Origin of the sequence: Kluyvera sp. STS39-E, assembly GCF_040932435.1 — a bacterium.
Classification (GTDB): domain Bacteria; phylum Pseudomonadota; class Gammaproteobacteria; order Enterobacterales; family Enterobacteriaceae; genus Kluyvera.
Genome location: NZ_JBFQGA010000012.1, coordinates 40,390 through 56,768, shown reverse-complemented (window position 1 = coordinate 56,768; position 16,379 = coordinate 40,390). Strand labels below are relative to the sequence as shown.

Here is a 16,379-nt window from a genome sequence, read left to right as displayed (position 1 = left end):
TCGTACTCCTTACAGCTTCTTCGCGCCTTTCAGCAGTGCGCCACGCACAAACTGAGCAGCCTTTTTCAGTGCGTCCTCGCCACTTTCGCAGACGACCGGCTCGCGCCATTCGCCCGTTGATGTGTTGAGGATCTGGATTTGGTTGGTCTCCAGGCAAACGGACACGTACAGAACCGTACCGCCTGAGAGTTTGAGGTGCATAGGAAACAGAGGGAGCTTGGTGCCGCCATTGAACTGCGACATCGCCACATTGATGGCTTCGCCAACCTCTTCCCCAACAAGTCCTTGAACGGACTCAAACACTGCGCGGATAGCCAGACGTGCTTCACGTTCACTCATCAAAGAGCGGGATTGTTCGTCAGCAATGCGGATCAGTGCTTCAATCGCTTTACGATCTAATTCATCCGAGAGGGGAAGTTCGTCTATCATTCTGTTTTTCCTCGATTCATTTCGCGTGTCTTATTGTCACACTGCCCAACAGGGGAGCAACATTCAGTGGAAGGTCACTCGTCCTGTTATACGGCGCTCGATGTTTTCAGCGGCTCTGTCCAGCACTCGCAATACCGATCTGGCTCGCGCTTCAACCGTGCGGCACTTTTCAGAAATAACGAACACCTGCAGATCGCCGGTTTGGGGAAGCGTGTTGATTTTCGTCAGCTCACCGCACATAAGTGCATCGATGCGAGCAACATAGAGACGGTCAAGCGATCCTCGCTGGGGACGCGCGAGATCTTTGCTGGAAAGCTCAACGCCCGGGCGAAGACCCGCGATAGCATTGAAGTTGGAAATGGCCGCTTTGTGGCAAAACTGCTCAATGTCGAGAGCCAGCTCGATGCAGCGGTCTTCGTTGGTCTGGCCGACCAGGTCAAGCGTATAAGCCATGACATCGGCTGGCGTGCGGTCGATAACAAAACCTTCAACGCCGCGGGTGATCATCTCGATGTGTCTGGCAATCTCCATCTGAACCTGAAGACGTTCGTAAAGGGGCAAACGCTCGCCAACCTTCACCCCCAGACTGCTCATCAGCTTGCCAACGCCGGCATCCACATACGGAATGCCATAATGCGCATCGATGTACCTTGCCAGGGTTGTTTTTCCACTGCCCTGTGCGCCAGTGATTCCAATCCGGTAATCCATTACGACCTTCTGTATACGATCTGCAAAAAGCCAGGCTCATCCTCATTTGCACGTTGGGTATAAGCCGTTTCGACTGGTACGAACCCTAAAGAACGCATCATTGGCGCCGGGAAGAACGCATCCGCGCCCGGCACATCCACGCCAATATGCGACAGCCAGATCTCTTCTACGTGTGGCATAAAGAGCGAGTAAATCTGCCCGCCACCAATCACCCAGACCGGATCTGGCAGTCTCAAAACGTCATCGATGCCAGCGGGGTAGAACCCATTGGGGATATACCCACGAGAGCGCGTCAAAACGAGGTTATGGCGCTCTGGCAGCGGGCGCTTGAGACTTTCCATCGTCTTGCGTCCCATCACGACAGTGGCGTTTTTGGTGAGTTGTTTGAACAGTTTCAGATCGGTCGGGCAACGCCAGGGAAGTTCGTTGCCAATGCCGATTTCATAGTTGCGGCCGACAGCTGCAATCATCTTCATTGGCTTACCTCATAGATGGTTGGTCGCTGGTGAGAATCTGCCAGCGCAGAACGCAGACGCGGATCATGAACCAGTGCGGCGATAAGTAAGTCGCCTTTGTGCTCTGTCAGCGTGCGCTTGATATGGGTTTCAAAACTGACACCGCGCGGAACCAGATGGAGCCAGTCATAATCAATGCCGAAGTCCTTCAGCCAGCGTTTGGTTGGGCCTTCGAGCGCTTCCGGACGACTACTGATAAGCACCACTTCAGCACCGGAGCGAGCAAAACCACGCAACATGCGGCTGGTGGGAAAGATGAGTTCATCACCGGCAATGAGAGCGCCTGCATCCGCATCAGACACTGCTTTGCGATGGCTGGCTCTCGCCAGCACACCCTCAATTTCACACAACACATACATCCCTCTGGCCATATCACACCGCCACTGGAACCTTGATCCACGGAAGAGGGCTGTAGCCGCACACCTGCACACCTTCCCATTTGAAGTCGTCCAGTTCGGCCCATTCATGCGGAAAAATGACAACCGGGTCGGACTCTTTGGGCGGCTCGCGCTTCATCAGCTCCTCAACGCCTTCCATGTGGTTGTCGTAGAGATGAACGTCAAAGCCAAAATGCACGAATGCGCCAGCCATGTGGCCGGTGATCTTCGCGAGGAAGTGGGTGAGAATGCCGTAACCGGCGATGTTGAACGGCATACCAACAAAGGTATCGACGCTGCGCTGCACCAGGCATGAGTTCAGAATGCGTTTCGGGATGCCCAGCTCGTCCAGCATGTTCTCAGTAATGCCGCCATCTCTTTCCAGAAGACACAGCATCTGGGTGTAAATGGACTCGTGGCCGTGGCGGTTGTGCTGAATGCCAATGTCGGTGGCCATCGTCAGTCGGGTCTCAAAGTCCAGCTCGCGACTCCACAGTGAAAACACGAAATGGCATGGCGGCAACTTCATGTCTTCCAGTTCGCCAACATTCCAGGCATTCAGCAGGATGCGACGATCTGTCGGGTTGGTGCGAAGCGTGTGAACGATACGCTGTAGCTGGTCGATTTCACGGGACAACACAACGCGATCTTCACTTACGCCCAGATACCCCTCGACCTTGTACCCGCGCTCACGGAACGTGTCGATTTTGCTCAAATACTCGCTATGGCTCACGATGCGGGTATCTTCCCACCGACGCCATTGTTTGCCATAGACCGGGCCTAAATCGCCATTTTCATCAGCCCAGGCATCCCAGATTTTGACGCCATTGTCTTTCAGGAACTGGATGTTGCCCGTTCCTTTGAGATACCACTCCAGCTCAACCAGTAACGGCTTCAGGTTGACGGCTTTTCCGGAGATAAGTGGAACAGAGCCGCCCGTTAGCATGTAGTAGGAAGGGACATATGAAACGCTTTTTGTGCCGGTTCCGGTGCGATCACCCGCGTGAACGCCAGTGTTGAGCACCGTTTCAACCACTTTGGCATACGAACCACTGGCAAACTGACCGTTCGTAAAGTCTCGATTCAGTAGGATAGACAAAATCAACCTCACACAAGATAAGTAAGTACATACATATTATTTTATACAAGTTTATCTGTCAGAAGTGTGTAAGGCTAGGAGGGGAGTAAAAAAAATGGTGGCTCTTAGGCCACCATTGCAATGAGCAATTAAGAACTTGGACAATAAAACACGCCCAGGCAATATATAATGATAAGTAGATACTTACAATTATTTTTTTACCATCTCGTAAAGAGATGAGGTTTTCGCCTTCTCAACAAAGCGAGTCAGATCCACATCGCTGTAGGTTGGGGATTTGAGGATCTTGCCATCAGAAACTCTGAAGCCAATCATCATGTCAGTCCCTTCAGCGTGGCGGAAGCCCAGATCTCCCTTGTCGTATTTGCAATTCTCTACCGCCACACGACGCTCTTCGGCGTCAGCCGGCCACAGCTTGGTCATGTTGGAACGATGGATTTCTGCCACCAGCTCAACAATATCGATACCGAGAAAATCAGCCAGGCGGTAGGTCATCATGCAGGCAACGTAGATTTTATTCATCACGCGGCGCAGCTCCTGCACCAATTCGGAATCGCTAATCGGCTTCGCTTCGAGTTTGTCAGCCAGCGCATTCAGCATTAATGCAGCTTCTTTTGCTTCTTCAAACGGGATGGCCATGTCGTCAAAGACCGTGTTGCCTGGAACCATGATGGTGTGGATGAAGCGATCAACACTCTGCTCTTGGGTGTAGTAGCTCATGCCTGTAGAGATACCGCCTTTGATGGCCACCATTGTGCCGACGCCCACGTAAAGGAAGTCAGCCATCGCATCCAGCAGCGCCGTCATGTCCCCGTTTTTAGCTGCCGGGATGCCCTCGGTAACAGCTTCTTCGTGGATCAGCTTGGCACGCAGACGCAGTAGTGCAGGATCTGGAATGGCACGGCGTGGGTGCTGAAACAGTGTGTGGAACTGGTCAACCATCAGGTAGATGCTTTCCGTTGCCTTGCCAAAACCGGGATTCAACTCGTAAGGCTCTGGCTTAAATCCCACGAGTTTGTCTGCGGCAAGTTTCAGATGATCGGTCAGTTTCGTAAATTTCATGTCTTCTTTCTTTCCTTTGGACTTCATTTGATACGTCAATTGTGACCCAGCAGCGCCAGGCCACAAAGTGGTTAAACTCGGCTTAAAGGTCTGCGAACTGGCTCAGGCCGGAGCGATCGACAGCGGAGTCAATCTGGCCAACGAGGTAGTTGCTTTGTTCAGCTTCCTGCGGAGCGATCTGCAGGGTGTCTGACAGCAGCCATTTATTCATCCATACCAGTGGATCGTCTTTGATTTCCGGGAACAGCGGTCGCAGCCCAAGACGACGCATTGCCAGGTTGGTGCGGTATTTCACATAGCTTTTGAGGATGTCGGCATTCAAGCCAATCATTGAGCCGTCTTTAAACAGATAGTCAGCCCAGCGCATTTCCTGCCCGGCCACGTCCATCATGGTCTGATAGATGAAGCTCTCTTCTTCTGCGGCAATCATCTTCCACATCAGACCTTCACGACCGGTACGCATAAAGCGGATCATGCGTTCAGTACCTTCGCAATGCAAAGCCTCGTCACGCGCGATAAAGCGCATGATCTTCGTGTTGCCCTCCAGCAGCTTCCGCTCACCAAAGGCGAACGTACACGCAAAGCTCACGTAGAAGCGAATCGCCTCCAGTGCATTCACCGACACCAGTGTTCGGAACAGCTGGCGCTGGAGAGGGTAGGGCTTGCCATCAAACTCGCTGACATACAGCCGTTCAAATTCGTCTTCGCCAAGATGCTGGCGAGCGCAGGTCATTTCGTACAGCCTGTCATATTCGCTTGAGATGCTTACAGCCCGGCTGATGATCTCTTCGTCCGTGACGATGCCGTCGAAAACGATGCTCGGGTCATCCACCATACCGCGGATAATGTGGGTATAGCTGCGGCTGTGAATCGTCTCAGAGAACGACCAGGTCTCAACCCATGTCTCCAGCTCAGGAATGGAGATCAGCGGCAGCAGTGTTGCGTTTGGACTGCGACCCTGAACGGAATCCAACAGCGTCTGGTAACGCAGGTTGCTCAGAAAAATATGGCGTTCGTGCTCTTGCAGCTTGGTATTGAAGTCGATGCGGTCAGTGGTAATGTCGACTTCTTCAGGGCGCCAGAAGAACGAGAGTTGTTTCTCAATCAGCTTTTCGAAGTCACGGTACTTTTGCTGATCGTAGCGTGCTACGTTGACAGACTGGCCGAGGAACATAGGTTCCTTCGTTGCGTCGTTAGCGCCCAAACGGAAAGTAGAATAAGTCATGTGTTTCCCTCTGAATGTTATCGAGTGGCTTTAAACAAATTGTTATCTTATTGGTTTAAACAAGGCGCTCAACTCCTTGAAAAGGTGTGGATTTCTCCCCACGCTCATCAGATTTTGCACGCGCCATCGCACTCATCTTCTGGCTCAACAACCTCCGCAGCGGAAGGTTCTGACACCTGATCGTCGTCATCACGCTTACCAGCGCCATCACGCGTGTTGTGGTAATAAAGCGTCTTCACACCTTGCTGATACGCAAACAGCAGGTCTTCCAGCAGCTTCATCATTGGAACCTTATCGCCAGGGAAGCGAGTCGGGTCGTAGTTGGTGTTCGCAGAGATGGCCTGATCGAAGAACTTCTGAATAATGGCCACCTTAGTCAGATAGCCGCGGTTATCCGGCATATCCCACAGGTACTCGTACTGGTCTTTCAGTTGCGCGAAGTCCGGAACGACCATCTTCACGATGCCGTCTTTTGAAGACTTCACGGACACCGGGCCGCGGGGCGGCTCAATACCATTGGTGGAGTTGGTGATCTGGCTGGACGTCTCACACGGCATTTGCGCTGTAAGAGTGGAGTTACGCAGACCATGCTCACGGATACGGCCACGCAGCTCTTCCCACGGCATTTTCAGCTCGAAAGAGGTCTCCGGGTTGGTATCCAGCGTTTTGCGATAGTGGTCGACTGGCAGCTGGCCCTGTGCATATTTGGTGTGGGAGAACCAGTCACATGCACCTTTCGCTTCAGCCAGTCGGCAGCTCGCATCGAGCAGGTAGTACTGAATGGCTTCGAAGGTCTCATGCACCAGCTGGTTGCCCGCAGCGTCAGAGTAGTTAAAGCCGTTCTTCGCCAGATAGTAGGCAAAGTTGGTCACACCAATACCCAGACTACGACGAGCTTTAGCCGGGATTTCTGCAGCAGCCATCGGGTAGTCCTGATAGTCGAGCAGAGAGTCCAGTGCCGCCACAGCGTAGAACGCCACGTCTTTCAGTGAGTCCAGCGTGCGGATCGCGCCAAGGTTGAACGCAGACAGGGTGCAAAGCGCGATTTCCCCGTTGGGATCGTCAGTGAACGCCAGTGGCCTGGTCGGTAGCGTGATCTCCATGCAGAGATTGGACTGGTGTACCGGTGCAATTTCCGGAACGAATGCGCCGTGATCGTTCATGTGGTCGACGTTGGCAATGTAAACACGACCAGTAGAGGCACGCTCCTGCATCAGCGTAGAGAACAGGTCGACGGCCGGGATAGATTTCTTACGGATGCTCTCGTCGGCTTCGTACTTCAGGTACAGCTCTTCGAACTTGTCCTGATCAACAAAGAACGCGTCGTACAGGCCCGGCACATCGTGTGGGCTGAACAGCGTAATGTTTTCGTTGCGCACCAGGCGGCGATACATCAGACGGTTAATCATCACGCCATAGTCGAGATGACGAACACGGTTCTCTTCAATGCCACGGTTGTTTTTCAGTACCAGCAGACTTTCAACTTCCAAGTGCCAGATCGGATAGAACGCTGTAGCAGCGCCGCCGCGAACACCGCCCTGAGAGCAGGATTTCACCGCCGTCTGGAAGTGTTTCAGGAATGGAATAACGCCAGTGTGGGTGGCCTCGCCATTGCGGATCTCACTTCCCAGCGCACGCAGACGCCCAAAGCCAATACCAATGCCCGCGCGACGTGACACGTAGTCGATGATTGCGGAAGACGCAGCGCTAATCCCTTTCAGACTATCAGCAGCTTCAATCAGCACGCAGCTGGAGAACTGGCGAGTAGGGGTGCGCACGCCGGCCATAATTGGCGTTGGCAGAGACAGCTTGAATGTACTGGTCACATCGTAGAAGCCTTTAACCATCTCCAGACGCGTCTTACCGGCGCAGCCATCTTCCCAATTCTGGAACAGGCACATGCCGACCAGCATGTAGAGTTGCTGTGGCCCTTCGTAGATAGCGCCAGTTACACGGTTTTGAACGAGATACTTGCTCGCCAGCTGCACGGTTGCGGCATAGCCGAAGTATTCGTCGCGCTTAGGCTTGATGTACACGCCCAGCTCGGCAATTTCTTCCTGAGAGTAGTACTTGAGAAGGTCTTCATCGTAAACGCCACGGCTGACGTTGCTGACGATGTGATTGTAGAAATTCGGGTAGTCATACTGCCCGAAGGCGTCCTTGCGGATCTTGAACAGGCTCAGTCGCGCGGCAACCTGCGAGTAGTTCGGGGTTTCCGGAGAGATCAGATCGGCAGCGGACTTCACCAGCGCTTCATGCAGCTGGCAGGTGGTCATTCCGTCGAAAATGCTGGCAGCGGCGCCCATAGCGACAGCAGACGCGCTAACGTTGCGAATGTTTTCGACTCCCCACATCACAACGCGGTTGTATTTTTCCTCTGACAACGGCTCTGTGGAACCGTTACGTTTTACGATGCTTATCATGTATCACCCAATAAAAAAGGCCACTAAATATAGTGGCCTCATGTTAATAGATAAGTACTTACCTATCAATTACCGACTTATAAAATTCCTGCAAGAACATCGCGAACCTGACGGAATTGATCAGTTTGCATACCGGTGTAAATCGACGCGACAGCGTCCGCAAGGTGCTCGTTTTTATTCACCAGCACTTCCTTACCAGATTGCTTCCGGCGCAACCACGGGGCGTTTGGCTGCTTCTGCGTAGCCCACTGAATGATCTCTTCCTTCGACGTGGTCAGCTTATTCCCGACATAGTGCTTAATCTCGTTTGGCGTGACCTGTATCAGTGGCTTATCCACGCACGCCAGTACACCAATGCAGATGCCGTATGAGGTTTGTGCGCGACTGGACTGGCTACCAACCGGCAACTCGCAAAACACCATATGAGCCTGCTCGATTATGGGCTTGGCGGTACGCCAGATTTCGTTAGCGCGGCGCAGATCGTCGCTGTTAACGCGAACCGTCTTCTTGTTTCCACCAGCTTTGGTTTCCACCAATGTCAGGCCATGAATGTCCAGCTTATCCGTTTCCAGATCCAGCGTGCCAATCGCCAGGCCAAAGTTGCTCATTGAAGGGTCGACGCCGACCACACGAATGGTTTTACTCATTTTTGGTCTCCTTACCACGTAGCCCAGGTTGGGCATTCCATTAGTTTCTGTTCAAGTGTCTTTTCCGGCTCGCGAGTTGGCGGCTTCGGAATGTCGCTAACAACGTGAATGCTATCGTTGGTTAGAACGCCTGCAGCAATGTCTGCATCGATCATGCTCTGGCCGATGAAATGCCGCATGATGTCGATCAGATGGCGTGCAGCCGTTTCATTCGCGCTGAATACATGGGGGAGAAGAACTTCAATAACCGCTACTTCACATCCCTCCTCGTAAAAGCAGAGTTTCGCCCGCTTTGAAATTGGCGCGTGTCGGTCATAGTCAACAGAGAAGCTGGCGAAAGCAGCACCAGGCATTGCAACGTGATCCGCGCGTGCGTTAGCGTGTCGAATCAGATTAGTGAATGCGGTGCTGATGTGCGTCTCCATCGCATTGAAGAGCGCATTTTCTTGGATGTTCAGCGTTCCGGTTTCAGGAATCACAACGAACCCCGGCCCAGAATGTGGGAGATATCCACCTTCCGTAAATGGATTAATAAGGATCGGCGCAGTGCTTCCTGACGGCAGCATAGACAAACTCGGCATCAACGGAGTCGATGACAACAGACTGGTTAATACCGAGAACTGGTCGTCATTGATGTTTTCGTTTTTCCACAAAAGTGCAGGCGCAGCTGCTTTTGCCGTATGGTGGTTTATCAGCTTTATAGACTGCATCACGGCAAACATCTGCAAAAACTGCGTGCGGCTCAAGTTAAACGACATAGCTGCGATCCTCTTTGACTTCGACTGTGATGGTTTCCCGGAACCACGATTTCATCTCTTTGTGGGAGATGATCATCACTGTGCCGCGTTCACGCGCTTTGGCTTCCAGAATCCCCATGAGACGCTCCAGACCGGCAGTGTCGAGCGCGTCGTCAATTTCATCGCCGATAAACAGCTCGATATTCTTACTGGCGCGACTGGCAACCAGATCCTGCAAGGCAAGAGAGCACGCAATGCGTACCTTACGCTTCTCGCCACCAGATAACGTCTGGAAGGATTTGCTGGAGCCTGTTTTGGTTACGCTGATATTGAATTTGTCGCGATACTCGCCTTTCTTCGTTGTCTCCATTGTCGACCATTCGGCAACGATATTGCCGTCCGACAGCGTGTTGAGATACTCCGCAGTCCTGATGTTCAGGAAAGGCGTAACAGACGTCAGGATGTGTGAACGCACGCCTGCTGGGGAGTAAACCTGGCGAGCTTTCTCCAGCAACAGAGCCTGTTCCTGAATGCTTTTTAACTCTTTTTTAAGTACTGCATGATTAGATTTATTGGCAGCCAGGTTGTCTTCATGGCGCTTAATGACAGCCAGAAATGGGTTTACCTCTGCCATGATGCGATTCACGTCAGTACGCGCCCGCGCCACCATCGCTTCGACGGCCACAACTTCACGTTCTCGATGACGCAGCGCACTTAGCTCATTGGTCAGGCGTTCGATTCTGGCGATGATTTCTGAGACGTCGGGTGTGGCTGCGACCAGTGCAGACTCGATGCCGAGCGCTTTCTCAAGACGAGCTTTGTGTTGAGCCACTGCCGCTGCTGATGCCTGCGCCTGGCCGATCTCATTACGCGCTTGTTCAATGAAACTCTCCTTCACGGTGGACAAATCTTCTTCGCAGTAGGGCTTTCCGCACGTAACACAAGGTGCTCCGACCTTTGTGTTGACCTCTTCTGCTTTGGTTTTAAACGAGCGAGCACGGTTCATGGACTCGTTCTGTGCCGCTTCTGAAGTGCGGATGCTTGAGCGGATCTCCGTAATCGCACCGCGCACCTTCAGCAGTTTGGCGTCATGCTCTTCTTTGGAGGCCAGCTTGCTGCGTTCGCCAGCAATCGCGTTTTCCGTATCCCGGATCTGTTCCGGCAGCGAGCGAATTTCCATCACGACTTCAGACAGCGTTACCTCCGCGCCAGCCAAATCGACGCGGGCCTTGTCCAGACGTTCGCCGCGATCGCGCTCCCAACTATCAGAGGACGCTTTGGCCGCCTCAATCTCTGACTGCGCGGTCTCGATAAGCGTGAGACAGGCGTCCATTTTGGATTTGGTAACATCCATGCGTGCGGCAGCTGCATTAGCACGCTCGCGAGCAATGGCATAGGCTCGCGTTAACCGGTCGACGCCAGCGGCTTCTTCAACGATGGTTTTGAGGTTCTTGTCGGACATACCCGGCAGATCAGGCATTGCTTCCTGACTGGCGTAGATGGACGCCATGAACACCTCTTTCGATGCACCAATCAGGCGTTCAACGAACTCCTGCGTCAGTGTGTCTTTGCCTTTGGTCATATCACCGTCTTCGCCACGAACGATCAGCCGGTTCTTGAACTCTTTGTGTTTGCGGTGGCGAATGATGGCGTAACGCTTTCCTTCATCCTCAACAGTCACCATCACGCGACAGTTTTTCTCGTGGCCTGTAGAGAGCACGTCGTCACCTTTGACGCCATGCGCAGTTTCGCCATACAGACACCACATCAGGCTGTTCATCAAAGTCGATTTGCCCGCGCCATTGCTGGCAGCGGAAGAGTCGCCACTGTTAACCCCCTGAATGAGCACCAGACCGCGTTGGTCTAACTCAACTTCGGCGCTGGCTAACGCCATGAAGTTCTCAACCTGGAGCTTTAGAAATTTCATACAATGCCTCTAACTTTTTGATTCAAATGCTGGCCTTTTCGCAGTTGAAACTCCGTGTGGGCTGGGAAAGATCGGCGTTTCAGTACGCCTTGTTTGCTCAGTCTTCCCAGATAAAACGCCACAGGGTTTCCGTTGGGTGGGTAGGGCTTGTGGAACATCACCGTCTGGCCTCGTTCAAGTCTTTTCATCGTGGAGATGAAGTCCCGAAAGCTCCCAGAATGGCTCGTACTCACATTGCCTCCGCACTCTCCGCTTCGGTCAGGATCTCCTGACACAGCATGTCCAGCTTGCTCAGGTCGAAGCCGCCGTCAGTGTCGTGAACGATCTTGCAGTACGCCGCGACGGACTCGCCCAGGCTGTCTATTTTGCTGGTCTCCGCAGTACTGGCAGTGCCTTCCATCATCGATGCCTTGCGGATGAAGTTGCAGACGACACCCTTCGCGCCCATTGTTTTCAGGACGTTCTGGATTTTGATGCCCTCTTCATCGCTCTCCACAACGGCACGGAAGCGCACGTAGTTACCGCGAATTTGGTCGTCTTCCACATCGTCCTCAAGGTTGACGAACTTGGGTGCGGAGGTTTCGTGGTGGGTGAATGTGCCGTCAGGGTTGACGATCATGAAGCCAGCCAGCGAGCCAACATCGCCCCAATTCTGGTGCGTCAGCGCCCCGATGCTAACCACTCCAGGCAGCACTTCTTTGTGGTTGTGGTAGTGTCCGGACAGCAACAAACGGAAGCCGATATCTTTCAGTTCCTGTGCGTCGATGCCGACATCAGGCATGGTGGGGATCGCTTTGTTGATCGAGGTATGCACAACAACATCGTGGTTGTCGCCATCAAGCCCGGAACGCAGTGTTTTGAGGTCGCTGATAAGCTCTGCGTGGTTGTTACGCCAGCTAATCAAGTGGACGGTAACGTCGCCCATTTTGATGGAATGGGGACGTTTGCCGCAGACGATTTCCACACCGATTGAGCGCAGAGAGGCCGCTGCATTGGCGCTGTATACGGAATCGTTGGTTTCGAGGTCGTGGTTGCCGGCCAGCATTACCACTTCGAGGCCCAACTCTTTGATGATCCACTCGTAAGTTTCAGTCACGAAATGCAGGACGGAAGGTGATATAGCACCACGAACATGGAAAGTATCACCAGCCACCAGCATGTACTTACAGCCCGCAGCTTTCATGGCTTTGGCTGCTTCTTTCGTGGCGTCCAGTTGGATCTCCAGTCGAGAGTTCAGCCCGTCAGCGTTTGTTGTCGCAAAAGCATCCCAACGATGATAATGGGGATCTGATATCACCCCGTATGGCAATGTCATGTGTCTTTTCCTTTGTGGTTATTTTGATACAGATGTTAAGCGTGCTTGAGAGGCGAGCAACCCAGACAACACGGCACAGAAGAAAATCTACAGGCACACGATTATGACAAAATTTATAAGTAAGTGAATACCTATTTTATGAAGCGGCATAGATTTCTAAATGTTACAAGCCACTCTATAATCGCAGTCACTCATTGATGACAACTAAACGAAAAAGGAGAACGGACGGTGAAACGCGTAATTATAGGGACGATGGCCATTGCTCTGATCGGATGCGTGCCAAAGCCGCCTCAAGATGAAAAGTCAGCTGGCGGGTACGTTGATATTTATTCCACTTCAAGCGTAGCTATTGCCCAAGACAGAGCCGACAAATTGTGTGGAAGCCATGCCTATTATGTCTCCAACGACAATGATTTAACCAAAGTCATGGGTAAATACGCGCCTTCATTCCCAAAAATCCGTTTCAACTGTGATCTTGAAATGGCCGCTTATCTCGGTAGCAAAGAGGCAAAGGAGATCAAGATGAAGCGCATAGAGGAAGCCTACAAGGAGATGTACAAGGCCCAATATGAGCTGAAAGAAGTGCGCCGTAAGAACGCTGATCCGAAGAAGCTGGAGTCCTACACAGAACGCGATCCTGACGGCACTATTCGCAGCTACAGCTTCTTGAACGGCAAGTCGTGCGAATCCATCGTATACCCAGACGGCACTGGCAAAACAACTTGCGATTAATTCTTCAGAAGCACCTCATATGGGGTGCTTTTTACTTTGGATCGCGAAACAGCATCTGCGTGCCTTTGGGTGACGTGTCGAAAAGGTGAAAACCTCTGCGTTTTAGCATGTCGGCCATTTGCGAGGATTTGACGTAGCACTTCGCCATCATCGGCTGGCTCGGGTTTGAATCGATCATGTCGGACACCAGCATTGACCCATAGCCTTTCCCGCGCAGCTCTTTGACGATACTGACGGCACGGAGTTCAAGTCGTGGCGCACCGGTTGGATCGAGTGCGGCACAGAACCAGATTAGCCCTGCTTTTTTGTCATCAGAACGGCGCAGCAGGATGTAGATATAATGCCCGGAGTATTGGCCCTGCTCGTTCGTCTGGATGGCCAGCCTGGTCTGCTTCTCAAAGGTTTTACCACCCTTTGATGTGAGGATCTCTTCGTAGAAGTGACCCTTGCGTGCGCCGTCTTCGAACTCACCCATGATAAATGGCATGTCTGCCACAGTTGCTGCCCTTGAATAAAATTCACTCATGTATTAATCCCTAAAGCTCTCAGTGTCTTTCTAAGACACCATATTTTATGCCCCGGTAAAACCATGAGTTTACGTTTAAAACGTCTCAGGGGGCTTCTGACGCGCTACGCTGATGTCGATTACCCCAGCTTTTGGGCGAGGGTCGACAAGATTCAACTCTTCAGCACTGTGATACTCCGTATCGAACTCCCGATCGACATGGCGAATGTAGATGGCCGTAAGAAGGCTGTCGTCGTTCAGGAAGTGTCCGTAGGATTTGCGGATCACTTCGCCAACCTTCTCGATCTTCTCTCCACCCATGCAGAGATGGTTAAACCGGCTGTGTTTCCGCAGCATCTCATCCACCGGGCCGGAGTAGACCTTATCGACTCTCCCGAACCGGATGATATTTCCAGTATCAGCCTCAACCAGACAAACGAGCTTGCCAGGTTCGACCCGGTCTCGCCATGTTACGCCAGAGCGGAATGTGTTGAAGTAGGGTGCGTCTAATCCGATGATCGGTTTACGAAATGCCAGCAGTGGCACGTAACGTATGCAGCTGTTCAGGTGGAAGTGCGCCCCGGCGTCGTGGAGTTTGAGCCGGGTTTCGTTAATCGGGCACTTCGACGCAATGCCGCACAGGTCGCAGAGCAACTTCTGTTTGTTCAGGCTAGTGTTCGATTCAATGGTGTAGGAGCCATCTTCAAGACGGCGAACCCAGCGCGTGCGTTTGAGATCCATAATTCTTATTCAAATAGTTTTGTCCGGGGCAACGATAACTGACAAGGCGCACCGATGTTTGCAAATGCCTGTTTTACTTATACCCATTATTCACAGGACCGATCCAATAATTAGATCCCCAGAGAGATCCTACAGAAGATCAAAAGAGATCCCCGATCGTCTCCAGCCGTTGCGGTTACTGGCCTGAGAGGGGTTTACTATCCACTATGGGGAGGAAAGTAACCTCTGTAGAGAGCATAATAACCGCTATGAAGAGCAAAACAACCTCTCTGGAGAGTGGTCGGTATCCACTGTAGTGAGTAGGATACATTGTCTTAACTGGATAACTCAGTGCCTGTTTTTCTACGTCAGGTGGCTGATATTCATAGAGATGTTGAAAGTTTTGCGTTCAGGCGTGTTTGTTTCGACCACACATTATCCCCAGAAGGGGAGTGATGGCTGGTTTTGCAATTACCTGATTTTTATACACAGGCCCGATCCAGTAATTCAGATCCCAAAGAGAACCAAAGAGACCCACAAAGACCCAAAAAGATCCCCGCACCCAGCAAACCGTTGTGCCACATGGCCTTAGAGGTGATCGATATCCACTATAGAGAGAAGATCAGCCACTATGAAGAGCAAGCCAACCACTGTAGAGAGTAGAAAAACCACTATAGGCGGTAGGATAACCGCTGTGATGAGTGCTACTATCCACTGTAATCAGCAAAGGCCACCAAAGCGGTCGAATAAAAAGAGACACTTGGAATGAGCGAAAACGGCAATAAAAACATAGCGATCGTTGAAGCATTCTCAGAAACAGACAAAAAGACCGGTGAAGTTGTTACGTTAGTTCCTAACACCAACAACACAGTTCAGCCTGTTGCTCTGATGCGTCTTGGTCTCTTCGTTCCGACGCTGAAATCGACCGCCAGGGGCAGAAAGGGGCAAATGGTCTCTATGGACGCCTCTGCTGAACTCAAACAGCTGTCTCTGGCCAAAGCCGAAGGGTACGAGGACATAAGGATCTCCGGCGTTCGTCTGGATATGGATAACGACTTCAAAACGTGGGTAGGCATCATCCACGCGTTCGCCAAACACAAGGTTGTTGGCGACACCGTCACGTTACCGTTCGTCGAGTTCGTCAGGCTCTGTGGCATACCAACGGCCAGATCGTCCGCGAAGTTACGCAAGCGCCTGGACAGTTCTCTAACTCGTATTGCTACAAACACTATCTCATTCCGCAGTAAAGGCTCTGATGAGTATTACGTGACGCACCTTGTGCAGACAGCAAAGTACAGCACAAAGAACGACACGGTCTCGCTGCAGGCTGATCCTAAGATTTTCGAACTCTACCAGTTCGACAAAAAGGTTCTTTTGCAACTCCGGGCAATTAACGAACTCTCCAGAAAAGAATCCGCGCAGGCGCTCTACACCTTCATCGAAAGTTTGCCACCTGACCCGGCACCAATCTCGTTGGCTCGCTTACGCGCCAGACTTAACTTAACCAGCCGCACCATTACCCAGAACGCGACAGTCAGGAAGGCGATGGAGCAACTTCGGGAGATCGGCTATCTCGATTACACCGAAGTGAAGCGCGGCAGCTCGGTCTACTTCATCATCCACTATAGGCGGCCGAAGTTACGCCCGTCATTGCCACCAACTAAAGCTGCGCCTGAAGAACCAGAAGACATCTTGCCTGGTGATGATCAGGAGGACATTATCGATGTTGTTCCTGAAGAAAAAGAGGGTGAGATGGTCATGTTGAGCAAGGAAGAACTGGCGATTCTCGAAGAGCTACGCAAGGCAAAAGCTCGCAAATAACCCAACCACTGTAGAGAGTAGAAAGGCTCACTATCCACTGTAGTGAGCCTTTTGTTTATCTGAAATCCGCTATCCACTGTAGTGAGTAACAACAACCGAAGAGTAGCCACTGTAGGCAGTGGCGCTCAAATAGCGAAATA

Annotated in this window: 17 protein-coding genes; 2 read left to right on the top strand and 15 right to left on the bottom strand. The window is 52.0% G+C overall.

Annotated elements, in window-relative coordinates; genetic code table 11:
• Positions 1-9: 9 nt before the first annotated feature.
• From AB4K05_RS22145 to AB4K05_RS22085, 13 genes are all read right to left on the bottom strand, one after another.
• Positions 10-429 (bottom strand): hypothetical protein, encoded by a 420-nt coding sequence (locus tag AB4K05_RS22145; RefSeq protein WP_042863522.1) that lies wholly within the window; start codon positions 427-429, stop codon positions 10-12.
• A 63-nt stretch (positions 430-492) separates the two neighbouring features.
• On the bottom strand, positions 493-1,137 hold the full coding sequence (locus AB4K05_RS22140) for an AAA family ATPase (protein ID WP_000386471.1): 645 nt from the start codon (positions 1,135-1,137) through the stop codon (positions 493-495).
• Positions 1,137-1,613, bottom strand: coding sequence for a trimethoprim-resistant dihydrofolate reductase DfrA51 (gene dfrA51, locus AB4K05_RS22135; protein ID WP_000781812.1), 477 nt, complete (start codon positions 1,611-1,613; stop codon positions 1,137-1,139). Before dfrA51 ends, AB4K05_RS22140 begins: the two co-directional genes overlap by 1 nt.
• On the bottom strand, positions 1,610-2,005 hold the full coding sequence (locus AB4K05_RS22130; protein WP_162620099.1) for a hypothetical protein: 396 nt from the start codon (positions 2,003-2,005) through the stop codon (positions 1,610-1,612). The genes dfrA51 and AB4K05_RS22130 overlap by 4 nt, the downstream gene beginning before the upstream one ends.
• Positions 2,006-2,024: 19 nt before the next feature.
• Positions 2,025-3,128 carry a thymidylate synthase gene (locus AB4K05_RS22125; protein WP_022649915.1) on the bottom strand — a complete coding sequence of 368 codons (1,104 nt, stop codon included), beginning with the start codon at positions 3,126-3,128 and terminating at the stop codon, positions 2,025-2,027.
• A 189-nt stretch (positions 3,129-3,317) separates the two neighbouring features.
• Positions 3,318-4,187, bottom strand: a complete 870-nt coding sequence (locus AB4K05_RS22120; RefSeq protein ID WP_032666380.1) for a phosphoribosyl-ATP pyrophosphohydrolase — start codon at positions 4,185-4,187, stop codon at positions 3,318-3,320.
• 82 nt (positions 4,188-4,269) lie between these two features.
• Positions 4,270-5,412 carry a class Ia ribonucleoside-diphosphate reductase subunit beta gene (gene nrdB / locus AB4K05_RS22115; RefSeq protein ID WP_002231164.1) on the bottom strand — a complete coding sequence of 381 codons (1,143 nt, stop codon included), beginning with the start codon at positions 5,410-5,412 and terminating at the stop codon, positions 4,270-4,272.
• Positions 5,413-5,519: 107 nt separating this feature from the next.
• A complete protein-coding gene (gene nrdA, locus AB4K05_RS22110) occupies positions 5,520-7,835 on the bottom strand; it encodes a class 1a ribonucleoside-diphosphate reductase subunit alpha (protein ID WP_046340539.1) in 2,316 nt (771 codons plus the stop codon).
• 77 nt (positions 7,836-7,912) lie between these two features.
• A complete protein-coding gene (locus AB4K05_RS22105; protein WP_002214145.1) occupies positions 7,913-8,482 on the bottom strand; it encodes a hypothetical protein in 570 nt (189 codons plus the stop codon).
• A gap of 11 nt (positions 8,483-8,493) precedes the next feature.
• Entirely contained in the window at positions 8,494-9,240 is a 747-nt protein-coding gene (locus tag AB4K05_RS22100; protein WP_006812552.1) for a hypothetical protein, read from the bottom strand.
• The gene (locus AB4K05_RS22095) at positions 9,230-11,146 is read right to left on the bottom strand and encodes an AAA family ATPase (RefSeq protein ID WP_080112983.1); all 1,917 of its coding nucleotides are present in this window, start codon (positions 11,144-11,146) and stop codon (positions 9,230-9,232) included. Before AB4K05_RS22095 ends, AB4K05_RS22100 begins: the two co-directional genes overlap by 11 nt.
• Entirely contained in the window at positions 11,143-11,421 is a 279-nt protein-coding gene (locus AB4K05_RS22090) for a hypothetical protein (protein ID WP_306301967.1), read from the bottom strand. The genes AB4K05_RS22095 and AB4K05_RS22090 overlap by 4 nt, the downstream gene beginning before the upstream one ends.
• On the bottom strand, positions 11,376-12,461 hold the full coding sequence (locus tag AB4K05_RS22085; protein WP_006812554.1) for an exonuclease SbcCD subunit D: 1,086 nt from the start codon (positions 12,459-12,461) through the stop codon (positions 11,376-11,378). Before AB4K05_RS22085 ends, AB4K05_RS22090 begins: the two co-directional genes overlap by 46 nt.
• Before the next feature lie 228 nt (positions 12,462-12,689).
• Between AB4K05_RS22085 and AB4K05_RS22080 the strand changes: the two genes are divergently transcribed.
• Entirely contained in the window at positions 12,690-13,193 is a 504-nt protein-coding gene (locus AB4K05_RS22080) for a hypothetical protein (RefSeq protein ID WP_000832167.1), read from the top strand.
• Between the two features lie 31 nt (positions 13,194-13,224).
• On the opposite strand, the gene AB4K05_RS22075 is transcribed toward AB4K05_RS22080, so the two are convergent.
• Both AB4K05_RS22075 and AB4K05_RS22070 read right to left on the bottom strand, forming a co-directional pair.
• Positions 13,225-13,719, bottom strand: coding sequence for a GNAT family N-acetyltransferase (locus AB4K05_RS22075; RefSeq protein ID WP_004110023.1), 495 nt, complete (start codon positions 13,717-13,719; stop codon positions 13,225-13,227).
• Positions 13,720-13,794: 75 nt separating this feature from the next.
• Complete coding sequence (locus AB4K05_RS22070) at positions 13,795-14,439, bottom strand: hypothetical protein (RefSeq protein ID WP_006812555.1); 645 nt, start codon at positions 14,437-14,439, stop codon at positions 13,795-13,797.
• Positions 14,440-15,183: 744 nt separating this feature from the next.
• On the opposite strand from AB4K05_RS22070, the gene repA reads away from it, so the two are divergent.
• On the top strand, positions 15,184-16,239 hold the full coding sequence (repA, locus tag AB4K05_RS22065) for a replication protein RepA (protein ID WP_032655920.1): 1,056 nt from the start codon (positions 15,184-15,186) through the stop codon (positions 16,237-16,239).
• The last annotated feature ends 140 nt before the right edge of the window (positions 16,240-16,379 follow it).

What these genes read in the sequence shown, in the direction of transcription:
- AB4K05_RS22145 (WP_042863522.1), bottom strand. Translation starts at nt 429, where the DNA reads ATGATAGACGAACTTCCCCTCTCGGATGAATTAGATCGTAAAGCGATT.
- AB4K05_RS22140 (WP_000386471.1), bottom strand. Translation starts at nt 1,137, where the DNA reads ATGGATTACCGGATTGGAATCACTGGCGCACAGGGCAGTGGAAAAACA.
- dfrA51 (WP_000781812.1), bottom strand. Translation starts at nt 1,613, where the DNA reads ATGAAGATGATTGCAGCTGTCGGCCGCAACTATGAAATCGGCATTGGC.
- AB4K05_RS22120 (WP_032666380.1), bottom strand. Translation starts at nt 4,187, where the DNA reads ATGAAATTTACGAAACTGACCGATCATCTGAAACTTGCCGCAGACAAA.
- nrdB (WP_002231164.1), bottom strand. Translation starts at nt 5,412, where the DNA reads ATGACTTATTCTACTTTCCGTTTGGGCGCTAACGACGCAACGAAGGAA.
- nrdA (WP_046340539.1), bottom strand. Translation starts at nt 7,835, where the DNA reads ATGATAAGCATCGTAAAACGTAACGGTTCCACAGAGCCGTTGTCAGAG.
- AB4K05_RS22105 (WP_002214145.1), bottom strand. Translation starts at nt 8,482, where the DNA reads ATGAGTAAAACCATTCGTGTGGTCGGCGTCGACCCTTCAATGAGCAAC.
- AB4K05_RS22100 (WP_006812552.1), bottom strand. Translation starts at nt 9,240, where the DNA reads ATGTCGTTTAACTTGAGCCGCACGCAGTTTTTGCAGATGTTTGCCGTG.
- AB4K05_RS22095 (WP_080112983.1), bottom strand. Translation starts at nt 11,146, where the DNA reads ATGAAATTTCTAAAGCTCCAGGTTGAGAACTTCATGGCGTTAGCCAGC.
- AB4K05_RS22085 (WP_006812554.1), bottom strand. Translation starts at nt 12,461, where the DNA reads ATGACATTGCCATACGGGGTGATATCAGATCCCCATTATCATCGTTGG.
- AB4K05_RS22075 (WP_004110023.1), bottom strand. Translation starts at nt 13,719, where the DNA reads ATGAGTGAATTTTATTCAAGGGCAGCAACTGTGGCAGACATGCCATTT.
- AB4K05_RS22070 (WP_006812555.1), bottom strand. Translation starts at nt 14,439, where the DNA reads ATGGATCTCAAACGCACGCGCTGGGTTCGCCGTCTTGAAGATGGCTCC.
- repA (WP_032655920.1), top strand. Translation starts at nt 15,184, where the DNA reads ATGAGCGAAAACGGCAATAAAAACATAGCGATCGTTGAAGCATTCTCA.